A 19229-nucleotide genomic window follows, 5' to 3' on the forward strand; every position below is an offset into this window, starting at 1 on the left:
CGATTAAGCTTCTTGCGCGACAGCGATTGCGCCCGGGCTGAAGGCGCATAATGATACGGGTCCGTAACGATCGGGATCCGCGTATTCATGCCCTTGGAGATCAGGCCCTCGCAGGCGCTCAGACTGTGGCGGCAGGTGCATCTCGATCTGGTGCGCGACGGGCAGGCCGATCTTTCGGCCCGCCAGACCGCGATCCTGCTGACGATCTATCTCGAACTACCGCCCCATACCGTGCGCGGGCTTGCCGCGCAGCTCGGCGTCACCAAGCCGGTGATCACGCGTGCACTCGACACCATGGGCAAGCTCGGCCTCGTCAGCCGGCGGCGGGATGAGTTCGACCGCCGCAATGTCATCATCCAGCGCACTGTGGCAGGCGCTCTCGCGGTCGAGAAACTGGCCGATCTGGTGACGGAGCGGGCGAGGGAGCTCGGCGGTGGCTGAAGCCCGCGGTCTTCGCGCGTTAACCGGTCGCGGCTAGAGCATTTTCGAGCGAAGTGGACACCGGTTCGCGTGAAGAAAATGCGACAAAACAAGGAGGTAGAGCATTCCCGCGATTCGGAGAAACGCGGAAATGCTCTAGATTGCTGCCATGAGCTTGATTCTCGACCGCCGCCTCACGCCTGCCCGCCTCGATCTCGCCGCCAGCCGCTTGCGGGGCCAGGTCGAGGCGCGCGCTTTCGTCGATCCCGTGTCGATGCGCGTCGTTGCGGCCTCTGTGCCCCTGCGCCGCGAGCCGCGCCCCGATGCGCCCCTCGATACCGAGGCGTTGTCGGGCGAGCTGGTCGATGTCTATGAGAGCCATGAAGGCTGGGCCTGGGTCCAGCTCGCCTCCGACGGCTATGTCGGCTACGTGCCCGACGACGCGTTGCGATTGGACGCTCCCGTGCCGACGCACCGCGTCTCGGCGCTTCGGACCTTCATTTATCCCGGCGCATCGATGAAATTGCCACCGCTGGAGGCCTTGTCGCTCGGTGCAAGCGTCACGGTCACGGGAGAGGCCGGCGACTTCCTCGTGCTTGCCGATGGCGGGCATGTCTTCGCCGCCCATCTGTCCGCCACCGACGCCTTTGAACCCGATTTTGTCGCAGTCGCCGAGCGCTTCCTGCATGTGCCCTATCTCTGGGGCGGCAAGACCAGCCTTGGGCTCGATTGCTCGGGGCTGACGCAGCTCTCGCTCGAGGCGGCAGGCGTCGGGTCGCCGCGCGATTCCGACATGCTGGAGGCGTCGCTCGGCCAACCCGTTGCCTTCGATGACAGCCTTCAGGGCCTGCAACGCGGCGATCTCATCTTCTGGAAGGGCCATGTCGGCATCCTGACCGACCCGGAGACGCTGCTGCACGCCACCGCCTATACGATGACGGTCTATCGCGAGCCGCTGCGCACCGCCCGCGACCGCATCCAGGCCAAGAGCTTCGGCGCGATCACGAGCATCAGGCGCCTCGGCTGAGGCTCACCTCAGCCCCTTCAGCCGGTACAGTGCCTCCATCGCTTGGCGTGGGGTCATTTCGTCGAGGTCGAGCTCGTTCAGCGCTTCGCGCAACGCATCGACCGCAGCAACGGCTGCGACAGGCGCAGTCCGCCTGACCGGCGCGGCGAAGAGAGGCAGGTCGTCGACCAGCGAGGCGACCGGCTTCTCGCGCTCGGTCTTCTCCAGTTCACCGAGGATCGCGCGTGCCCGTTCGACCACGGCGAGCGGCAGGCCTGCGAGCTTGGCGACCTGGATGCCGTAGGAGCGGTCGGCCGCGCCTGCCACCACCTCATGCAGGAAGATCACCTCCCCATTCCATTCGGTGACGCGAACGGTCGCGTTGGAGACGCGCTCCAGCCGGTCTCCGAGCGCGGTGAGCTCGTGATAATGGGTCGCAAACAGCGAGCGGCAGCGATTGACCTCGTGCAGATGCTCGATCGCTGCCCAGGCGATCGAGAGCCCGTCGAAGGTCGCGGTACCGCGCCCGATCTCGTCGAGGATGACGAGCGCGCGCGGCCCGGCCTGGTTCAGGATCGCAGCGGTTTCGACCATCTCGACCATGAAGGTCGAGCGTCCGCGCGCAAGATCGTCGGCCGCACCCACGCGCGAGAACAGCCGATCGACGATGCCGAGATGGGCGCTGGCCGCAGGCACGAATGAACCCATCTGCGCCAGCACCGCGATCAGCGCATTCTGGCGCAGGAAGGTCGATTTACCCGCCATGTTCGGGCCCGTGATCAGGCAGATGCGCCCACCGCCGCTGCTCTCGCCAGGCGGCGAGAGTTCGCTGTCATTGGCGACGAAGGGCTTGCCGTCGCGCTTGAGCGCGGCTTCCACGACCGGATGGCGTCCGCCTGTGATGGTGAAGGCGGCGCTGTCGTCGATGATCGGACGGCTCCAGCCTTCACGGCTGGCGAGTTCCGCAAGCCCGGCGAAGACGTCGATCTCGGCGAGCGCGGCGGCTGCGGCCTTGATCGGCTCGGCCTGAGCCAGCACCGCCTCGCACAAGGCCGCGAAGATGCCGAGCTCAAGCTTCAAGGCGCGATCGGCGGCCGAAGCGATCTTGGCCTCGAGTTCGCCAAGCTCGATCGAGGAGAAGCGCATCGCATCCGACATCGTCTGCCGGTGCACGAAGGTCGCCCGCCAGGGCTCCCTCAGAAAATCTTCGCCGACGGCCTGGGGCACCTCGACGAAGTAGCCGAGCATGGAATTATGCTTGATCCGCAGCGTCCGGCAGCCAGTCTCGGCGCTGTAGCGCGCTTGGAGTTGCGCGATGACCTTGCGGGAATCGACCTGCAGCAGCCGCAATTCGTCGAGGGCGGCGTCGAAGCTCTCGCGGACGAAGCGGCCGTCGCGGCGGTTGAGCGGGAGCTCCTCCGCCAGCGTGTCGGTCAACCGGGTCGGGAGAGCCGGATCGGTCGCCGCAAGCGCGCTGGCGGCATTGGCGAGATCCTGCGGCAGCGTCGCCTGGCGGGCGAGCAGGGCTGCGATCTCGCGCGCGGCGGTGAGGCCTGCCCCGAGCGCTGCGAGGTCGCGCGGACCGCCGCGGTCGAGCGAGAGGCGGGCGAGCGCGCGCGCCACGTCGGGAACGCGGGCGAGGGCGCGCTGAAGATCCTCGCGCAGGGCGCTGTCGGCGACGAGTGCTGCGATGGCGTCGTGCCGATTGGCGATGGCGGCCGTATCCGTCAGCGGTCCAGCTAGCCGCTCGGCGAGCAGGCGCGCGCCGCCCGGTGTCGCCGTCCGGTCGATGGTGGCGAGCAGGCTTCCCGTCCGCTCGCCCGACAGGGTGCGCGTCAATTCGAGATTGGTCCGCGTCGCGGCGTCGATCAGCATGGTGCCGGCGCCGGCATCGCGCACCGGCGGCGACAAGGGCGGCCGCGCGCCGAACTGCGTGCGCTCGACATAGGCGAGCGCGGCGCCCGCCGCCGCGATCTCGGCGCGCGTGAAGGCGCCGAAGGCGTCCAGCGTGGCGACGCCGAAGAACTCCTTGAGCCTGCGCTCGGCCGAGGCCGCGTCCAGCCCCTCGCGCGCCAGCGGCGTCACCGGCACATTGACCTCGCGCCAGAACGCCTTCATCGCGGGGTCGTCATAGATCGCGTCGGGGCAGACGATCTCGCGTGGTTCGAGGCGTGCGAACTCGATTGCGAGCCGCTCCTGCGGCGTCTCCATCACGCTGAAGCCCCCGGTCGAGATGTCGATGGCCGCCAGCCCATAGAGCGCGCCGTCGTCGCTGAGCTTGCGGCGTGCGACCGCGACCAGCAGGCTCGCGCGGCCGGGTTCGAGCAGGCGCTCCTCGGTGATGGTGCCGGGTGTAACGAGCCGCACCACGTCGCGCCGCACCACGGATTTGGGGCCGCGCTTCTTGGCCTCGGCGGGATCCTCGACCTGCTCGCAGACGGCGACGCGATGGCCGGCCGCGATCAGTCTCTGGAGGTAGTCGTCGGCACGCTCTACCGGGACGCCGCACATTGCGATGTCGTGGCCTTGATGCTTGCCGCGCTTGGTCAGCACGATCCCGAGCGTGCGCGAGGCAATCTCGGCGTCGCTGAAGAACAATTCGTAGAAATCGCCCATCCGGTAGAACAGCAGGCAGTCGGGATTGGCCGCTTTGATCTCGACATATTGCGCCATCATCGGCGTGACGCGTGCGGCCTCGTCCTTCGGCGCCGCCGGAGTGACGGGGTTGGGGTCGTTTCGCTCGGAAAGGGGGGCGGGGGCATGACGCATGGCGCGGCGAACGCTAGCGATTCGGTCTCGGCTTGGGAACCTCACGGATGCGCGCCATCCCCGGTAAAGGGGAATTTGATGTGGAGCTTTCGGCGATCGCGACCAAGGCGCTCTACGGTTTATGATTTATCAATGGCGCCCGACGTAAGTAACGGGACGGAAGCTTCCCCCCGCCCGTCCTGGTTGTGCGTACCGCCATGCTGTTCGAACTGTTCAGAGGCCTCAGCTACCTCCTGATCGCGGCGGTCTTCGTGCCGCTGGTGACGCAGCGGCTCGGTGAACGTCATCTGCTTCGCCAAATCATCGTCGGGATCGTCTTTGCCGCCGCCGGCTGCGCCAGCATGCTCGACCCGACCGTGATCAAGCCCGGCGTTCTGCTCGATTTCCGAAACGTCGTAGCCGGCCTGTCCGGTCCGCTGGGTGGACCGATCTCGGCCGTGATCTCGACTGTCGTGATCAGCGGCGTGCGCCTCTATCTGGGGGGCGAGGGGGCGGTGCCCGGCGTTGCCGGCATCCTGCTTTGCGGCGCCATCGGCGGTTTTTTGGCATGGCGGCTGCGGCGTGCGGGTCGGGGCGCGACGATGCCGGATCTGATCTTCATCGGTCTCGTCGCAGCCTGGATGCCGGTGCTGATCATTTCGATCTTCGTGCCGTTTCCGGAAGCCTGGGGACTGATCCCGTTCTTCTCCGGCCTGGGGCCGACGGCGATCAACATGCTCGCCGCCTGCCTCGTCGGCTATGTCATGACCAGTGACCAGCAGCGCGTCGAGACCCTGCGCCAGCTCGAGGCTTTCACCGCGAACACGCCGGGCGTGCTCTACCAGAAGATCATCAAGCCCGACGGCGTGGTCAGCTACAAATTCGCCAGCACCGGCATCGAAAAGCTGCTCGACGTCACGCGCGAGCAGGTTGAGCGCGAGCCGACGAGTTGGCTGCGCTGGATGGCGCCCGAGGACCGCGAGGTGCTGACCAGGGAGAATGCCAGGAGCGTCGCTGAACATGCTCTCGCACCGTGGCGCTTCGAGGCTCGCCATCAGAAGGATGACGGCTCGATCGTCTGGCTGCGTACCGATGCGGCCGCCCGCCGCCTGGCAGACGGTTCGATCTGCTGGGACGGCATCCTGACCGACGTTACCGCAGAGCGCACGCTGGAGCGCCGCCGTCAGGACATCGAAAGCAGCCGCAAGGCGGCGCTCGAGGATCTCGCCGTCCAGCTGGAGGTCACCGTCGGCAAGGCTCTTCAGGGCATGGGGCAGTCGGTGCGCAGCATGCACGAAGCCGCCAGCGAAATGGCGAGCAGCGCCAACAAGACGGCGCAGCGCGCGGCCGACGTCACGCAGCAGGCCGAGGGCGCGTCGCAGCGCGTCGGCAGCGTTGCCGTCGCTGCCGAGGAGATCGAGGCCTCGATCCGCGAGCTGACGCGCCAGACCGCCCATGCCGACCAGACCGCGCGCGATGCGGCGAGCTATGTGCGCTCGACGCGCCGCGATGTCGCCGGCCTCGCCGAGGCGGCCGACAAGGTCAGCGCGGTGCTCGATTTCATCGAGGACATCGCCGCCCGCACAAATCTGCTCGCTCTGAACGCGACCATTGAGGCGGCACGCGCAGGCGCGGCCGGGCGCGGCTTTGCGGTCGTTGCCGGCGAGGTCAAGAACCTGGCCGAGCAGACCCAGAAGGCGACACGCGATATCGCCGAGACGCTGCAGGAGATTCGCGGCGCAGCCGCCACAGCGTCGGATGCCGTCGCACATATCGAGGGTACGATGACCTCGATCGAGCAGACCTCCAGCATCCTTGCCAACGTCGTCAGCCGGCAGGCCGACATCGCCTCGAACATCGCCGCCGATGCGCAGGCCGTCGCCGGCAGCACCAGCGTCGTCACCGCCAGCGTCGGCACGGTCGGCGATGAGGCGCGTATTACCGGTGACGCAGCGGTGCGCGTGGTCGCGGCGGCCCGCAAGGTCGACGAGCAGACCGTGGCGCTCGACCGCTATGTCGGCGATTTCGTGCAGAGCGTGCGCGGCCGGCTCTGACGGCACTGAGCGCCCCGCCGCGCGAGATTTTCGCCTTGCCGGCATGAGCGTCGATCGTTGCGCGTATCTTGTGGGCGGGCGGAGGCTTGCCTATGGTCCGCGTCCTTCAGGAAACGCTCACAAAAAAGAACACGTTCATGAACGACCAGCCGCCGATCAAACGCGCCCGTCCGACCTTCACTGATCAGGAGGCGCTGCTGTTCCATTCGGAAGGGCGGCCGGGCAAGCTCGAGATCGTCCCGACCGTGCCGATGGCGACGCAGCGCGATCTCTCACTGGCCTATTCGCCCGGCGTCGCTGTGCCGGTGCTGGCAATCGCGGAAGACCCCTCCAAGGCCTATGACTATACCGCGCGGGCCAATCTCGTCGCCGTGATCTCCAACGGCACCGCGATCCTCGGCCTCGGCAATCTCGGCGCGCTCGCCTCGAAGCCGGTGATGGAAGGCAAGGCGGTCCTGTTCAAACGCTTCGCCGACGTCGATTCGATCGATCTGGAGGTCGACACCGAGGACGCCGACGCCTTCATCAACGCGGTGCGCTATCTCGGCCCGTCCTTCGGCGGCATCAATCTGGAGGATATCAAGGCCCCGGAATGCTTCATCATCGAGCAGCGCCTGCGCGAATTGATGGATATCCCGGTCTTCCATGACGATCAGCACGGCACGGCGATCATCGCTGCCGCGGGCCTGATCAATGCGCTCGACCTGACGGGCCGCGACGTCAAATCGACGCGCCTCGTCATCAACGGCGCCGGCGCAGCCTCGATCGCCTGCACGGAACTGCTCAAGGCGATGGGCTTCAAGCCCGACAACGTCATCCTCTGCGACACCAAGGGCGTGATCTACCAGGGCCGCACCGAGGGCATGAACCAGTGGAAATCGGCCCATGCGGCGATTACCGACCGGCGCACCCTGGCCCAGGCGATGGAGGGCGCCGATGCCTTCCTCGGCCTCAGCCAGAAGGGCGCCGTGACGCCGGAGATGGTGGCTTCGATGGCGCCCAACCCGATCATCTTCGCCATGGCAAACCCTGATCCGGAGATCACGCCCGAGGAGGTCCACGCCATCCGCGACGACGTGATCATGGCGACGGGCCGCTCGGACTATCCCAACCAGGTCAACAACGTCCTCGGCTTCCCCTTCATCTTCCGCGGGGCGCTCGATGTCCGCGCCACGACGATCAATATGGAGATGAAGATCGCTGCGGCTGAGGCGCTGGCCTCGCTCGCCCGCGAGGATGTGCCCGACGAGGTCGCTGCCGCCTATCAGGGTTCGCGGCCGCGCTACGGCAAGGAATACATCATCCCGGTGCCGTTCGACCCGCGGTTGATCCATGTCGTGCCCGTCGCCGTCGCCAAGGCTGCGATGGAGACAGGCGTCGCCGGCAAGCCGATCGTCGATATCCCCGCCTATAAGGCGCAGCTTTCGGCGCGGCGCGATCCCGTGGCCGGCACGCTGAACCGCATTTTCGAGCGCGTCCGGCGCTATCCCAAGCGCGTCGTCTTCGCCGAGGGCGAGGAGGAACAGGTCATCCGCGCGGCAGTGTCCTTCGTCAACCAGGGGCTCGGCCACGCCATCCTGGTCGGGCGCGAGGAGCGCGTCTACGAGACCGCGACCCTCCTCGGCATCGACCTCGAGGCCAAGGGCATCTCGGTCCAGAACGCCCGCCTCTCGCGCCGCAACAGCGCCTATGCGCAATATCTCTATGAGCGGCTGCAGCGGCAGGGCTATCTCTTCCGCGACTGCCTGCGCCTGATCAATCAGGATCGCAACCACTTCGCCGCCGCGATGGTGGCGCTTGGTGATGCCGATGCGCTGGTCACAGGCGTGACCCGCAACTACTCGATCGCGCTGGAGGAGGTTCGCCGCGTCATTGACGATCGGCCCGGCCACAGGCTGATCGGCGTCTCGATCGTGCTCTCGCGCGAGCGCACCGTGCTTGTCGCCGACACCGCGATCACCGAGATGCCGACGGCGCAGCAGCTTGCCGAGATCGCGATCGAGGCCGCCGGCGTCGCTCGTCGCCTTGGCTACGAGCCCAAGGTCGCCATGCTCGCCTTCTCGACCTTCGGCCATCCGGCCGGCGAGCGCTCGGAGAAGGTTCGCGAGGCGGTCAAGCTGCTCGACGGCCAGCGCGTCGATTTCGAGTATGATGGCGAGATGGCCGCCGATGTCGCGCTGAATCGCGAGCTGATGAGCCAGTATCCGTTCTGCCGCCTGAGCGGTCCAGCCAATGTGCTGGTCATGCCGGCGTTCCACTCGGCCTCGATCTCGACCAAGATGCTGCAGGAACTCGGCGGCTCGACCGTGATCGGCCCGCTGATCGTCGGCCTCGACAAGCCCGTGCAGATCGTGCCGCTGGGCGCCAAGGATAGCGACATCGTCAACATGGCGGCGCTCGCCGCCTTCAATATCGGCGGCTGAGCCGGCGCCGCGACCGTCATAGCAAGTGCAGCAGTCCTGGCCTGGATTGCTTCACTGCCGCTGCTCCATGCAGCGCGGGCTTAGGGCTCAGGAAGCGTGCTTCCTGTGCGTCTCGGCGGCTTTCTTCGCGGCAGCGGAGCGTTCCGCTGCGGGCCGGGAGGCGGAGGCTTGTCCGCCGATCTTCCCGCCTCGTTTTGCCGAGACCTTGATGTCGGGTACGCCCCGGCCGGAGCCGGATTTGTTGCCGCCGCCACTCTCCTTGTTGACGGTTGCCCAGGCGCGCGCCTGCGCCTCGTCATGCGGGACGCCGCGCTCCTCGTAGCTCTCCTCGATATGCTCGGCTTTACGCTTCTGCTTGTCGGTATAGGCGGATTTGTCGCCGCGTGGCATGGCATGCCCTCCTCGCTCTTCGCTTCGCGAGGAAACGTCAGGCGGGCAGTGCGGTTCCCCGTGAGGTCGAGTACGCGTCCTCAGCGGGGCTCGACGGCGGCGTCGAAGCAGGCCTGGAGCATCTCGCGGCAGGCCGCGAGCTGGGCGCGCGCCGAAGCGAGCGCGACATGGGGCGCGATATCGGCGAGGTCGCGCAAGGCGACATCGACCGCCGTGATCAAGTCGATGTCGGGGAGGGCCTCGCTGGCATCGGCAAGCGGAAGGCGGAACTGCAGGACTTGACCCATGAGCAACTGACGGCTGGAGCGAATCGGGTCATTAGAATCGCCCGGGAACGTCAAAAAACCCGTTAACGATAATCGCAATTGTGCCGGCCCGGTCGCGAGCGCGACAAAAGGGCTCGAACCGCAGGACCGAACTCTCGTCAGCGCAGGGCCGGCACGCCCTCCGCGGCTGCCGCCGTATCGATGCTGACGACGACGGACATGCCCGGCGCGAGCTGCGCGACCAGGGGTTGATTGTCGTCGATCGCGATGCGGACCGGCAGGCGCTGGGCGATCTTGGTGAAGTTGCCGGTCGCATTGTCGGCCTTCAGCACGCTGAACTCGGAGCCGGTCGCGGGCGAGAATTCCTGGATATGCCCTGTCAGCGTCTGGTGGCGCAGGGCGTCGACGGTGAAGCTCACCGGCTGGCCGAGCTTCATGCCGTAGAGCTGGGTCTCCTTGAAGTTCGCGATCACCCATTTGCGCACTGGCACGAGCGAGGTGAGCTGAGTTCCAGCCGAGACATACTGCCCGAGACGCACGCCGATCTCGCCGAGCCGACCATCCTGGGGCGCCAGGATGCGGGTGTTCTGCAGGTCGATCTCGGCGAGCTGGACTGTGGCCTCGGCGTTCTGCACGCCCGCTTCCAATGACTGCCGGTTGACGACGATCGACTGCAGATCCTGCCGCGAGACTTCGAGCGCGGCCTCTGCCTGCCGCAGGCCGGCGCGAGCCTGGTCGAGCGCCTGGGTCGCCTGGTCGGCGGTGGCCTGGGTCGCGATGCCTTTCTCCAGCAGCGGGTTGATGCGCTCGCTCGTGGCCTCTGCCGTCCGTAGTGCCGCCTGTGCGCTGGCGATCTGCGCCTCGCTCGAGCCGATCTTGGCCTGGGCCGAGCGGACGCTCTGGTCGGCATTGGCCAGATTGGCCTTCTGGCCGGCGAGCAGCGCCTGCGCCTGCTTGACCTTCTGGTCATAGATCCGGTCGTCGATCTGAACGATCAGGTCGCCGGCCTTGACGAGCTGGTAGTCCTGCACGGCCACCGTCTTCACATAGCCGGCGAGCTGCGGGCTGAGGATCGTGACCTGACCCTTCACATAGGCGTTCTCGGTGGTTTCCACCGCGTTGCGGAAGGGCGGCAGCTTCCAGGCATAGAGCACAAGCAGCGCCCCGCAGAGGGCAACGAGAAGGGCGAGCAGGGTCGCGGGCGAGCGGAGTGATTTCAACATCGCGCGGTTCGGTTCTAGATCACGTCGCATTCGGGCGAAGCCGTCCGAATGCGACGTGATCGATTCCAGGAGTTGAGAGCATTGCTCATTGCGAAAAACCGGTACCCACTTTTTCGCGCAATGCTCTAGGCGGCGGCAAGGGATCGCCGGTCTGCGATCGCCTGCCGGAGGTTCAGATAAAGCAGATGTACGGTCAGGGTGCAGAGCGCGAAGCCGGAAATCCAGCAGATCAGCAGGAAGATGTCGTTATAGGCAAGGATATTGGCCTCTCGCGTCGCCTGTTGCGCGAGCAGAGCGAGCCCCTCCGCGTTCAGCAATTGGCTGTCGGTCAGCACCCTGCCATAGGAGCTTGCGAGCTGGCGGACGCGCTCGACGACCAGCGGGTCGCTCAGCGTCAATCGCTCGACCAGATAGCTGGAATGGAACTGTTCGCGCAGCACGACGAAGCTGGTGAAGAAGGCCGAGCCCATCAGCCCGCCGATGCTTTGCGTGAACAGGAAGGTGACGATGAAGCTGGTGATGTATTCCGGCCCGCGTTTCATCGCCACCGACAGCCCGGTGGCCAAGGAAGGCGGCAGGAACAACGCTCCGCCGAAGGCGATCAACCCCTGGCTGAAATACATGTTCGCCGGGCGCGTCAGGTTGGTGGCCTGGCTGTCGAGATAGGCGCCGACACAGACGCAGAGCAGCGCAAGGCCATGCAGCGCCGGAATGCGCTCCGGCTTCAGCAAGGCGCCGCAAGTCAGCCCACCCGCCACGGAGGCGAGCAGGATCGCGCCGTAAAGCCCGGCGCTTTGTTCGTTGAGCAGGCCGACCGTCTGGAACAGGCCGATCGCGCCCGCGGTCTGCTCGGACAGGACGAGGCGGAAGAGCAGCATGATCGCGGCCAGATGCAGGATCTCGCGGCTCATCAGCCAGCGCACGTTCAAGAGCGGCGTCTCGCGCTGCATCTCGATCGCGATCGCGAGGCCCAGCGACAGCAGCGAGGCCGCCAGGCACCAGCCGAGCCATGGCGCCTCGAGCCACCAATAATAGCGCCCGAGCGCGAGCACGACGGCAAGCAGGCCGAAGCTCAATGCGATCAGCGGATAGCTGACGAAATCGAGCTTGCGCAGCACCTTGGTGTGCACGATCGGCGTCAATGGCAGGAGATAGACCACCGCCGCCGCAAGCAGCGCCAGCCCCATCTCCATCATGTAGAGTTCGTGCCATTGGCCGAGATCGAGCAGCGCCGGCGCGAGCAGCCGCGCCAGCGTCGGCGTCGCCGCCGTGCAGGTCAGCGCCAGGCTCAGGCCCCAACTCATCTTCTTCGAGGCCGGAAAGGCCTCGAGCATGTAGAGGAAGCCCAGCGTCGATACCGGCGAGCTCGCGATGCCGGCGAGGAAGCGGATGGCCACGGCCGCGCGCAGATCATGCACGAACAGGTGCAGGATCGAGGCGAAGACGAAGACGCCCAGGCTCAGCAGCGCGAAGCGGCGCAAGCCGAACTGGATGCGGATCTTGGTCAGGATCAGGGTCAGGCTGACATTGGGCGCCATATAGGCGGCGATCAGCCAGTTCGTCTCGGTCAGTGTCGCGCCGAGCGATCCCTGGATCTGGGCGGTGTTGCCGGCGACGAAATTCATCCCCAGCCCCTGCGTCGTCCAGAGCAGGACGGAGGCGCCGATGCAGGCGATGCTCCGTTGCAGGGTTGGGTCGGGCGGCGAGGCTGCAACTGCGGCGGCAGGTGCCGGCGCAGGGCTGGGCGATGTGCCTTCGGCTGTGTTCGTCATGACGCGACATGCCCGTCCATCGCCGCCTCGATGTTCTCGAAGACGCGTCCGAGCACGCGAGTGGCCACCGCCAGATCCTTCTCATCGACGCCGCGCAGCATGAAGGCGCCGATGATCTGCGAGAGCTCCTCGACCTGCCGGAGTTCGCCTTGCGCGGACTCGGTCAACGACAATTGCTTGGCCCGCCGGTCCCCTTCGACGGCGCTACGCTGAATGAAGCCCTGATTTTCCATGGCGTCCAGCAGCCGGACCAGAGTTGGGCTTTCGATGGCGAGGAATTTCGCCAGTTCGCTCTGGTTCACGCCGGGATTGCGGGCGATGTGAAGCAGCGCCCGCGCACGGGCCAGCGTCAGCCCCTTTTGCCGGAGCAGGCTGTCGAACGTGGTCTGCATCTTCCGGCTGGCGGTCGAGAGACGGGTCACGAAGGCGAGTTCGGAGGCGGGGCGGCTCGTTGTCATGGACAATTACATAGCATGCTAATTACTTGCATGCATATAAAACCATGGGGCGTGCCCTGCAAGAGCCCGAAGACGCGACGGCTCTTGCGGGGCAGGACTCAGGAGCCGTTTCAGTTCTTCTCGATGTTCCAGAACAGCATCACGGGCGCGCTCAGCACGCCCATGACATTGCTGCGCCGGGCATAGGGCTGGTCGAATTGGCCGAGCACCCGATAAGGCTGCACCTCGGCCAGCCGGCGATGCAGGATTTCGATCGCGAGCTTGCGGCTGGCGTCGTCGGGCGCATCGACGACGGCGCCGCGCAATCGCTCGGCTTCCGCATCGCAGGGCCAGCCGGCCCAGGCCTTCTCGCAGGCCATGTTGGTGCCGATATTGGTCAGCGGCGATTGCATGGTCGCGCCCGAGGCCGTGGTCACGAACAGGTTCCAGCCGCCCTGATCGGTGGTGCCGCGATTCTGCTGGCGCGTCGTGACCGTGCCCCAGTCGGAGAACTGGAGGTCGATATTGAAGCCAGCCTTCTTGAGGCTGTCGGCGGCGACTTCGGCCATGCGGCCGATCGCTGGAATATCCATGCTCGAAGTGAGCACGAGCTTTTCGCCCTTGTAGCCGCTTTCCGCCAGAAGCTGCCTGGCCTTGGCGAGGTCGGGCTTGCCGAAGATTTCAGCGCCGGCCTCGGTGCCGTCGGGGCTGCCGCAGATGAAATAGGAGTTGCAGCGTTTCCACCATGCCTCGTCGCCATAGCCGCCAGCCATGAATTCGGCCTGGTCGGTGGCGTAGGCGAGCGCGAGGCGGGCCTTGGGATTGTCGAAGGGCGGATGCAACTGGTTGGGTCGCAGCAGCGCCTGGGTCGCCAAGTTGTTGTAGCGCTCTATCTTGACATTCTTGTCGCGCGAAATGACCGGAACGAGGTCCTGACTGGGCTGCTCCCAGATGTCGATCTCGCCAGTCTGCAGCGCCGCGGCCGCGGTTGCCGGGTCGGGCATGATCATCCACTCGACCCTGTCGACCTTGACGACGCGTCCGCCCGAAAGTCCGTCCGCCGGCTCGGAGCGCGGCACGTAATCGGGGTTGCGGTCATAGACGACCTTGGCGCCGCTACGCCACTCCGCCTTGTTGAAGCGGAACGGCCCGCTGCCGATGGTTTCGGAGATCGGCTTCATCGGGTCGCTGGTGGCGTCGCTCTCGCGCATGATCGCCGGAATTTGGCCGACGGCGGAGCCGAGCGCGAACGGCACCAGCGCCATCGGACGCTTCAGCTTGAGCGTGAAGCTCCTGTCGTCGATGGCCTGCATGCCCTCGGTGTATTCGCCGAGCTTGCCGCCGATCGTGTCGCGCGCCATCCAGCGCTTCAGCGAAGGAATGACGTCGCGCGTCGTCACCGGCTGGCCGTCATGGAATTTCAGGCCCGGGCGCAGCGTAAAGCTCCAGGTCAGTTTATCGTCGGAGGTCGAAAAGCTCTCGACCATCTGCGGCTTGGGATTAAGGCCGGCGTCCCAGGCAAACAGCGTCTCGTAGATCATCAGCCCATGCATGCGCGTGATCACGATCGAGGATGCGACCGGGTCGAGGTTCTTGAGATCGGAATGCGGTACGACGCGCAGGATTTTTCCGGGCGCCGGCTGTGCCTGAGCGGGGAGGGTAAGACAGGCGGCCGAGATGGCCAGGGCGGCGAGACGCGAGAGTTTCATGACCGGGCTCCTTGTTCGGCAATGCGGTCGAACTGCAGGCCGCGGGCGCGGTGGCTGGCGAGATGAAGCGACCCGTCCGGTTGCAAGCAAAGACAAGGCCGATGCCGCCACGGGCCATGGCTCAGATCGGCGAGCGCCCGGCCGCCTGGCAGGGCGGTGAGCACGGTTTCGGTTCCGGCGTCTCCCGCCCAGGGCATCACGGCGGTAGCGTCCGGGCGGATCAGGATCTCCGCACCGAAGATGCGCTCGCGCCAGCGTCCTGCCAGCCGCTGGTCGAGAGCCGTCGCCGCGGGAACGCGTGCGAGGCGGCGCTGGACGCCGCCGATCCTGCCTTCGAATGTGTCAGTGTCGGCTCGCCTGAGCCTGATGTCGAGATAGGCGGGCAGGCTGCGCAGGCCGTTGTCGCCGTCGCTGACGAGGCGCTCATAGCCGCCCATGAAGCTGATCGAATCCGGCGCGAGCTCTGCCCAGAACGGGCCGCTCTCGGCAGCGAACAGGCCGGTGGGCACATCGGTTGCGGGGCTGGGCAAGTCCCGGCCCAGCAGCGCGGCAAGCACGCTCAGGCTCAGCCAGAGCGCATCCTCTTCGCGATTGGTCAGTATGACAACGCCGACGCCATGGTCGGGCGCCATCAGGAAGTGGTTGCGATAGCCGGGCAGCGAGCCGCCATGGCCGACAAGCGCGATATCCTCCAATGCGTTGCAGACCAGCCCGAGCCGATAGACGCTGCTGCTGCCATCGGTGAAGGCGCGCGGCGCAGTCAGGCGCTCCAGCATGCCGGCCAGCGAGCCGCGCCCGGCGAGCAGGGCCGAGGCCCAGCGCGCCAGCCCCGCGGCACTGCCGGCAATCCCGCCCGAAGCGGAGAAATGAAAGCCGTAGCGGCCGCGCCGCCAGCTCTCGCCGTCACGCCAATATCCCGTCGCGAGACCGGGCACGATCTCGGTCTCATCCTGCGGAAACCGGATCGGCAGGTCGAATTCTGCCATCAGCCGGTCGACGGCCTCGGCATAATCGATCCCGAGCTGCTTCTGCAGCACGAGCTGGCCGAGGCGCCAGCCGGTGTTGGAATAGGCCATCTCCAGCCCAGGCTCGCCATTCAGGGACGGCAGGCGTTGCGCCACGGCGAGGATTTCGCTGGCGCTCAGGCTGGCGGTGTAGGGCACGCCGCGCTGCCAGAACACCTCCATCATGTCCGGCAAGGCGCCGGTCATGTCGAGCGCGCGGCCGAGCGGCAGCTGGGCGAAGGCCTCGGGCAGATCCGCAAGCCATGTCCCGAGCGGGGCGTCGAAGGGCACGTCCGCCTGCAGCAGCAGGGTCGCCAGAATATGCTTGCTGATCGAGGCGAAGCGGTTCGTTGTGTCCGGGGTGAAGGCGAGCCCGTGCTCGATCACCGCGAAGCCGCCGCTCAGCGCCTCGCGCACGCCGTTGCTGTCGAAGATCACGACCGCCCCGCCGGGTCCGCCTTCCCGTCGCCAAGCCTCGGTGATGCTCGAGGCCTCGGCCCTGGCGCGCGTCCAATCCAGCATTCCGGCCTCTCCTCATCCGTCGGGCGATCGCTGGCAGCGAGTGTCGGGGAAGTTCGGTGGCCGGCGCAATCTCCGCGCTATGCAGTGGGAGCAGGCCCGTGCGGCGATCGCTGCCGCCGAACCGGAAAACCGACAAACTGTCTAGCCGCTCATGATGGCATCGGCCGTTGAAGCATGCTCTATGTGCGGGAACGCACGCCCGTATAAGGCGAGCGAAAACAGCAGGCGGGGTTCACCGCTTTGGCTCTTCCATGGGAGGAAGACATGCAGTTCGACCGACGCCACGTCCTGTCCGGCCTCATCGCGGCTCCCGCCGTCCTGACCTTCAGCCGGCCGGGCTCCGCCCAGAGCGCGACGACGCTGAAGATCTCGCACCAGTTTCCCGGCGGCAGCATCGACCAGGGCGATTTCCGCGATCGGCTGTGCCGGATCATGGCGCGCGAGGTCGAGAAGCGGACGGCCGGTTCGCTCAAATTCGAAGTCTACGCCAACTCGTCACTGATGAAGACGAACGCGCAGTTCTCGGCGATGCGCAAGGGTGCGCTCGACATGTCGCTCTACCCGATCGCCTATGCCGGCGGCGAGCTGCACGCCTGCAATCTCGGGCTGATGCCCTGCCTGGTCACGAGCTATGAGCAGGGCGCGAAATGGAAGACCTCGGAGGTCGGCAAGGCGCTGACCAAGATCGTCGAGGACAAGGGCATCAAGATCATCTCCTGGATCTGGCAGGCTGGCGGTGTCGCCTCGCGCAAGGGCACGATCGGCGGCCCCGACGACGTCAAGGGCATCAAGATCCGCGGTGGCAGCCGCGAGATGGATCTGATGTTCACCGCCGCAGGCGCGCAGGTGTCGACCATGCCGTCGAACGAGGTCTATATCGGCATGCAGACCGGCGCGCTCGACGCCGCCGTGACCTCCTCGACCAGCTTGATCTCGTTCCGCCTGGAAGAATTGTCGAAATCGCTGACGGCGGCCCGCAAAGGCTCGTTCTGGTTCATGCTCGAACCGATGCTGATGTCCAAGGCGATCTTCGACAGCCTGAAGCCCGAGCAGCAGAAGACCCTGCTCGATGTCGGCGCCGAGATGGAGGCCTGGGGCACGGCCGAGGCCAAGAAGGACGATGAGGAGGTCGCCAAGGTCTATGCCGCCAAGGGCGTGCAGGTCATCGACCAGACCGACGCCAACCTCGCTGCCTGGCGCAAGATCTCCGAGGAGAGTGCCTGGAAGGACTATGCGGCCAAATCGACCGAAGCCGCCGAACTTCTGAAGCTCGCTCGCGCGGTTTCCTGAAATGGCGGGCGGCCTGCAGCACGACGCCATCCTCGCCAGCGACATCCGGACCTCGACACCGGTGACGGGCGGCATCGCCGCCGTCATCGGCGCGGTCAACGAGACGCTGTTCAAGCTCTCGGCTGTTGCGCTCCTTGCAGCCGCGCTGGTCCTGACCTTCGGCGTCATCGCCGGCCATCTCTATGGTCGTGGCGTCGAATGGCAGGACGAGGTCACGATCTTCCTGGTCGCCGGCGCGATGTTCCTCTCGGCCGGCGCCGTGCAGCAGCGGCGTGGCCATATCGGCATCGACTTCCTCGACCATATGCTGTCGCCGCGATTGAACGCGGCCCGGCGCGCCACGGTCGATGCCGTGGTGCTGGCCTTCTGCCTGTTCTTCGCCTGGAAGGCCGGAGGCCTGCTGCAGGAAGCGTTGCATGAGGGCCAGACCTCGCATTCGGCCTGGGGGCCGCCGCTCTGGATTCCCTATTCGCTGCTGACCCTCGGCATGGCGCTGCTGGCCGTGCAGGTCGCGCTGCAGGTCGGCCAGCGCTCGCTGCTGGTTCTCGCCGTCGTCGTCCTGGCTGTGGTGGCGCTGCTGATGTGGGAGAGGCCGGTCAGGCCGCTGGTCACGAGCCTTTCGCAGGCCCAGGTCGGCATCGCCTATTTCGTGGCGACGCTCGTCGTGATGTTCTCCGGCATGCCGATCGCCTTTGCGCTCGGCGTCGTCGCGCTCGTCTTCATGCTGCTGTTCATGCCGTCGGCCTCGGTCGATACCATCGCGCAGAATTTCTACGAGGAGCTCGCCAACGTCATCATCCTGGCGATCCCGCTCTTCATCCTGAAAGGCGCGGCGATCGGGCGCTCCAACGCCGGCAAGGACCTGTATTCAGCCCTGCATGCCTGGCTGCACCGGATTCCGGGCGGGCTCGGCGTCGCCAACACCATCGCCTGCGGTCTCTTCGCCGCCATGGCGGGCTCGTCGCCGGCGACCTGTTCGGCGATCGGCTCGGCCGGCATCCCGGAGATGCGCCAGCGCGGCTATTCCGGCGGTTTCGCCGCCGGCATTATCGCGGCCGGCGGCACGCTCGGCATCCTGCTGCCGCCTTCGGTCACCATGCTGCTCTATGCAGTCGCGGCCGAGGTCTCGCTCGGCAAGCTCTTCCTCGCCGGCATCGGGCCGGGCCTGCTGCTGATCACGCTGTTCGCACTCTATTCGGTGCTGCGCTACCGCAAGGAATTCGCGGTGGCTCAGACGATCGCAGCCGAGACCGGCGTCCGCTCGGCGTTGCTGACCGAGGAGCATTACACGCTCGGTCAGAAGCTCAGGATGATTGCCTGGGTCGCGCCCTTCGTCTCGATCCTGGCCGGCGTCATGGTCGTGCTCTATGCCGGCTGGGCGACGCCCTCGGAGACGGCCGGCGTCGGCGCAGTGCTGGCGCTGATCGTCATCGGCGCGATGTACGGCATCTGGCGGCCCTCCAAGCTGATGCCGATCGTCACCGGCACGCTGCGCGAATCGACCATGCTCTTGATGATCATCGGCATGTCGCTGCTCTATGCCTATGTGATGAGCTATCTCCATATCAGCCAGGCGATGGCCGCCTGGGTGATCGGGCTATCCTTGTCGAAATGGGTGCTGCTGGCGGCGATCCTGCTCTTCGTCATCGTGCTCGGCTTCTTCCTGCCGCCGGTCTCGATCATCCTGATGACGGCGCCGATCGTGCTGCCGCCGCTCAAGGCCGCAGGCTTTGACCTGATCTGGTTCGGCGTCGTCATGACCATCGTGATGGAGATGGGATTGATCCACCCGCCGGTGGGCCTCAACATCTTCGTCATCAAGAACATCGCCCCCGACATCCCGCTCTCGGACATCATCTGGGGCACGATGCCTTTCGTCGTGCTGATGTTCCTGGCGGTGATCATCTGCTGCCTGTTCCCGGGCCTCGTGACCTGGCTGCCCTCGGTGATGATCAAGTAGGCAAC

General features: G+C 66.3%; 14 protein-coding genes and 1 pseudogene. 7 read left to right on the forward strand and 8 right to left on the reverse strand.

All coding sequences use genetic code 11. The annotated features are described in order from the left end of the window. Positions 1-87: 87 nt before the first annotated feature. Entirely contained in the window at positions 88-441 is a 354-nt protein-coding gene (locus BMZ97_RS19355; protein ID WP_092173215.1) for a MarR family transcriptional regulator, read from the forward strand. 148 nt (positions 442-589) lie between these two features. Continuing rightward, positions 590-1447, forward strand: a complete 858-nt coding sequence (locus BMZ97_RS19360) for a C40 family peptidase (RefSeq protein WP_092173218.1) — start codon at positions 590-592, stop codon at positions 1445-1447. Between the two features lie 3 nt (positions 1448-1450). Here the strand turns inward: BMZ97_RS19360 and mutS are convergent, their stop codons facing one another. Further along, positions 1451-4195: a DNA mismatch repair protein MutS gene (mutS, locus tag BMZ97_RS19365; protein WP_092173221.1), complete on the reverse strand. Its 2745-nt coding sequence runs from the start codon at positions 4193-4195 to the stop codon at positions 1451-1453. 197 nt (positions 4196-4392) lie between these two features. Here mutS and BMZ97_RS19370 point away from each other — a divergent pair, with 197 nt between their 5' ends. Next, positions 4393-6228: a methyl-accepting chemotaxis protein gene (locus tag BMZ97_RS19370; protein ID WP_092173224.1), complete on the forward strand. Its 1836-nt coding sequence runs from the start codon at positions 4393-4395 to the stop codon at positions 6226-6228. A gap of 137 nt (positions 6229-6365) precedes the next feature. Then, on the forward strand, positions 6366-8651 hold the full coding sequence (locus tag BMZ97_RS19375) for an NADP-dependent malic enzyme (protein WP_092173382.1): 2286 nt from the start codon (positions 6366-6368) through the stop codon (positions 8649-8651). Positions 8652-8738: 87 nt separating this feature from the next. Here the strand turns inward: BMZ97_RS19375 and BMZ97_RS19380 are convergent, their stop codons facing one another. The 7 genes from BMZ97_RS19380 to BMZ97_RS19410 all read right to left on the reverse strand — a co-directional run bounded on the left by BMZ97_RS19380 (position 8739) and on the right by BMZ97_RS19410 (position 15974). Next, entirely contained in the window at positions 8739-9041 is a 303-nt protein-coding gene (locus BMZ97_RS19380) for a plasmid stabilization protein (protein WP_092173227.1), read from the reverse strand. 80 nt (positions 9042-9121) lie between these two features. Further along, positions 9122-9328 (reverse strand): hypothetical protein, encoded by a 207-nt coding sequence (locus BMZ97_RS19385; protein WP_092173231.1) that lies wholly within the window; start codon positions 9326-9328, stop codon positions 9122-9124. A 137-nt stretch (positions 9329-9465) separates the two neighbouring features. Continuing rightward, on the reverse strand, positions 9466-10530 hold the full coding sequence (locus BMZ97_RS19390; protein WP_092173234.1) for an HlyD family secretion protein: 1065 nt from the start codon (positions 10528-10530) through the stop codon (positions 9466-9468). A gap of 125 nt (positions 10531-10655) precedes the next feature. Further along, positions 10656-12302, reverse strand: coding sequence for an MFS transporter (locus BMZ97_RS19395; RefSeq protein ID WP_092173237.1), 1647 nt, complete (start codon positions 12300-12302; stop codon positions 10656-10658). After that, positions 12299-12760 carry a MarR family winged helix-turn-helix transcriptional regulator gene (locus tag BMZ97_RS19400; RefSeq protein ID WP_092173240.1) on the reverse strand — a complete coding sequence of 154 codons (462 nt, stop codon included), beginning with the start codon at positions 12758-12760 and terminating at the stop codon, positions 12299-12301. Before BMZ97_RS19400 ends, BMZ97_RS19395 begins: the two co-directional genes overlap by 4 nt. A gap of 110 nt (positions 12761-12870) precedes the next feature. Beyond that, entirely contained in the window at positions 12871-14448 is a 1578-nt protein-coding gene (locus BMZ97_RS19405; protein ID WP_092173243.1) for an ABC transporter substrate-binding protein, read from the reverse strand. Next, positions 14445-15974 carry a serine hydrolase domain-containing protein gene (locus tag BMZ97_RS19410; RefSeq protein ID WP_092173246.1) on the reverse strand — a complete coding sequence of 510 codons (1530 nt, stop codon included), beginning with the start codon at positions 15972-15974 and terminating at the stop codon, positions 14445-14447. Before BMZ97_RS19410 ends, BMZ97_RS19405 begins: the two co-directional genes overlap by 4 nt. Positions 15975-16238: 264 nt before the next feature. On the opposite strand from BMZ97_RS19410, the gene dctP reads away from it, so the two are divergent. From dctP to BMZ97_RS19420, 3 genes and pseudogenes are all read left to right on the forward strand, one after another. After that, positions 16239-17264 (forward strand): TRAP transporter substrate-binding protein DctP, encoded by a 1026-nt coding sequence (dctP, locus tag BMZ97_RS19415; RefSeq protein ID WP_092173249.1) that lies wholly within the window; start codon positions 16239-16241, stop codon positions 17262-17264. Between the two features lies 1 nt (position 17265). Next, positions 17266-17775: pseudogene (locus BMZ97_RS31600) on the forward strand (TRAP transporter small permease); the annotation flags it as partial. A gap of 69 nt (positions 17776-17844) precedes the next feature. Next, a complete protein-coding gene (locus tag BMZ97_RS19420) occupies positions 17845-19224 on the forward strand; it encodes a TRAP transporter large permease (protein ID WP_244546504.1) in 1380 nt (459 codons plus the stop codon). The last annotated feature ends 5 nt before the right edge of the window (positions 19225-19229 follow it).

It is taken from the genome of Allobosea sp. OK403, assembly GCF_900113835.1.
GTDB lineage: Bacteria > Pseudomonadota > Alphaproteobacteria > Rhizobiales > Beijerinckiaceae > Allobosea.